Origin of the sequence: Treponema sp. (assembly GCF_045657965.1) — a bacterium.
Taxonomy (GTDB): domain Bacteria; phylum Spirochaetota; class Spirochaetia; order Treponematales; family Treponemataceae; genus Treponema_D.
On record NZ_JAZOUG010000096.1, the window covers coordinates 1 to 2,334 of the forward strand.

Annotated in this window: 3 protein-coding genes; 2 read left to right on the forward strand and 1 reads right to left on the reverse strand. The window is 35.4% G+C overall.

The window, feature by feature from the left end:
• Together ACKI5B_RS03585 and ACKI5B_RS03590 are read left to right on the forward strand one after the other, a co-directional pair.
• The coding region (locus tag ACKI5B_RS03585) for a [Fe-Fe] hydrogenase large subunit C-terminal domain-containing protein (protein WP_407425913.1) at positions 1–410 on the forward strand (410 nt) is incomplete at its 5' end.
• 90 nt (positions 411–500) lie between these two features.
• On the forward strand, positions 501–1,436 hold the full coding sequence (locus ACKI5B_RS03590) for an ABC transporter substrate-binding protein (protein WP_407425915.1): 936 nt from the start codon (positions 501–503) through the stop codon (positions 1,434–1,436).
• Here ACKI5B_RS03590 and ACKI5B_RS03595 read toward each other — a convergent pair.
• Entirely contained in the window at positions 1,421–2,308 is an 888-nt protein-coding gene (locus ACKI5B_RS03595; protein ID WP_407425917.1) for a DNA recombination protein RmuC, read from the reverse strand. The genes ACKI5B_RS03590 and ACKI5B_RS03595 overlap by 16 nt on opposite strands.
• Positions 2,309–2,334 lie beyond the last annotated feature (26 nt).

Below are 2,334 nucleotides of genomic sequence, written 5' to 3' on the forward strand. Positions count from 1 at the left end.
TTGAAGTAAACAAAATGGACGTTACTCTTCCAAAATACCTTACTACCGTTTCAGGCAGAAATTTTGCTAAAACCGGCGGAGTTGCCGAAAGTGTTAAAATCCGTCTGCCACTAGACAAAAACACAATCCTCCGTCCGGTTGTAATTAACGGCCTTGATAAAGCCGGTATTAAAGCTTTGCAGAATTACGGAAAAATCAATGCAGGCACTGTTCCTTCCCCTGCAGACTGTCCGAACCTTATCGAAGTTATGGCATGTGAAGGCGGATGTATCGCAGGTCCTTCCGTCATCATGAATCCAAAAACAGGTGCTGCATTACTTAACATGTATGCAAATGCCGGAAATGCAGCGCTTGTTGACGGGCTTCCGCCAAAATGCAGCATGGATGCTGTAATTGAAGGAGAAAAATAAAACCAGACTTATTGTTCTGTCTGTCCGGGAATTTATCATAGACAGTCAGAACAATGGTTCATTTTTTCATTTTCAGTTATAATACCTCCGATGCTCAAAAAAATCGTTTTAATTTTAATCAATTTAAGTTTTCTGCATTTATACGCACAGTCTGCTTCCATAAGACTTGGAGTGCAGAAAGGTATTTTCTGTGCTCCATGTGCGTACTTAATCGAAAATAAAGAAAAACTTGCCGTACAAAACATGAGTTTTAAAATTTTAGATTCAGAACAGGATACACTTTTAAAACTTCTTCGTGGCGAAATTGATGCAGGTTTTCTTTCATCAAAAACTGCTGCAAAAGTCTTTAATCTGAAAAATGACTCAATAACAGCACTTGGAGTCTGCCAGAACGGAAATATTTTTCTTATCACAAATGATTCGTCTTACAAATCGCTTCAGGACTTAAAGGGAAAGAAGGTTTTCGCTGCATCAAGTTACAGTACAGAAGCCCGGATTTTCCAGTATATCCTTTCCAAAGAAAACATAACCACTGACAGCAGTGAAGAATCTGTTAACATTGATTTTTCTGTTCCTGCTGCAAATATACCCAACAAACTGATTACAAATGAAATTCAGTTTGCCCTTCTTACAGAACCTTTCGCTTCAGTTGCACAGCTCAATTCTTCTGAAATCAGATATGCAGAAAACATTTCAAAAATTTATTCTGAATCAGAAAATTCTCCAAATTTTCCGGCTGTACTTTTAGTCTGCCGTACAGAATTTGCCGGTAATAACAGAGCCCTTTTACAGAAATTCATCACTGTCTATAAATCAGCAGTATCCTGGGTAAACAAAAACCCGCTCAAAACAGCTTCATTAATCGAAAAACATAATCTTGGCCTATCATATCAGACTGCACAAAAAGCAGTTCAAAATGCATCACTTGTCTGGCGGGATGCAGGAAATGCTAAACCTGATTTTGAAAAATTTTACTCAATTATAAATGCTGAAATTCCTGATGAAAAGTTTTATTTCAAAAACTGATGGTTTAATTCAGCCGTAATTTTTTGTGCTTTATTCATGGTTTCGCTGAATTTTGCCTGTGCATTTGCAAGATGTTTTCCTAAAACTTCAAAATCAGAAATCATATCATTGCAGGAAAGACGAAGCGAAGAAAGTTCATCAATAATTGCCTCTGCTTTTTCTTCAATTTTGAAGCCGTTCAGCCCATATACAATCGAAAGCAGATAAGAATAAAAAGTATTCGGTGAAACAAAAATTACTTTATTTTCCATTGCATATTCAAAAAGCTCATATTGTTTTATTGAATCATTTGTCAAAATTTCATAATAAACACTTTCTGACGGAATATACATAAAAGCAAAATCAAAAGTATGTTCAAGCGGTCTGATATACTTTTTTGCAATTTCATCAACCCGCAGCTTCACGGATTTTGCAAATTCAGTTTTAGCTTTTTTTTTGGCATCAGGATTTTCTGAATTAATATAACGGTTAAAGCTTTCCAGAGGAAATTTTGAATCTATTGGAACAAGATGATTTCCAAGTTTTAATACTGCATCAACAGCACTTCCATCCGAAAAATGATACTGCTGCTCATAATGCTTAGCAGGAATCGTGTCTTTTAAAAGATTATAAAGGAGATATTCACCAAAATTAGCCCGCAGCTTTGGCGCATTTAAAATATTCTGAAGGGAATGCATATCTTTTCCAAGTTCCTGAATCTGATTTGCACTGGCTTCAAGAAAACCTAATTTCTGCTGAATTGAATTTATAAGTGATAAAGAATTTTTTGAAGAATCTGAAGATGTCCGTAAAATCAAAAGAATCAGACTTAAAACAGAAATAAAGGAAACAAAAATACAGGCAGCAATAACAATGTGATTTAAATTTGTCATGAGCCTATTTTAGCACAATTTATTAC

Excerpts from the sequence above, each read along its gene's own strand:
- ACKI5B_RS03590 (WP_407425915.1), top strand. The coding sequence starts at position 501 with ATGCTCAAAAAAATCGTTTTAATTTTAATCAATTTAAGTTTTCTGCAT.
- ACKI5B_RS03595 (WP_407425917.1), bottom strand. The coding sequence starts at position 2,308 with ATGACAAATTTAAATCACATTGTTATTGCTGCCTGTATTTTTGTTTCC.